Raw genomic sequence first — 339 nt, 5'->3', positions numbered from 1 at the left:
GATGCACAGGTTAGCCTGTCGAATGCAGCGGCTCATGTGCATGTCGACTGCGAAGAGCAGTGCCTGCGCGAGAACGGTGGCGACTGGCAGCAGCGTATCAAGCGCAAATACGCTAGGCGGAGTTGATATGGCAAAAGACATTGAAAACCCGTGCATTTCCGTGTGCCAGCTCAGCGGCGATCTGTGCGTGAGCTGCGGGCGTACCAAGGACGATATCCGCAAGTGGAAACGCATGAAACGTCCGGAAAAGATGGCCGCCGTGCAACGTGCCACACAGCGAATGAAAAGCCTGCAGAAAAAGAACGTGTGAAACCGAAAATTTCATCTTCGGTGCGGAAA

The 339-nt window shown here is 54.6% G+C and carries 1 protein-coding gene; it reads left to right on the top strand.

Annotated features, from left to right (window positions below; genetic code table 11):
- The first annotated feature begins 127 nt into the window (after positions 1-127).
- A complete protein-coding gene (locus tag ALO43_RS09985) occupies positions 128-310 on the top strand; it encodes a DUF1289 domain-containing protein (protein WP_004665593.1) in 183 nt (60 codons plus the stop codon).
- Positions 311-339: the final 29 nt, after the last annotated feature.

Source organism: Pseudomonas tremae (assembly GCF_001401155.1).
Taxonomy (GTDB): Bacteria; Pseudomonadota; Gammaproteobacteria; order Pseudomonadales; family Pseudomonadaceae; genus Aquipseudomonas; species Aquipseudomonas tremae.
The sequence above is the reverse complement of the archived record's forward strand: the minus strand, read 5'-3'. Positions and strand labels throughout refer to the sequence as shown.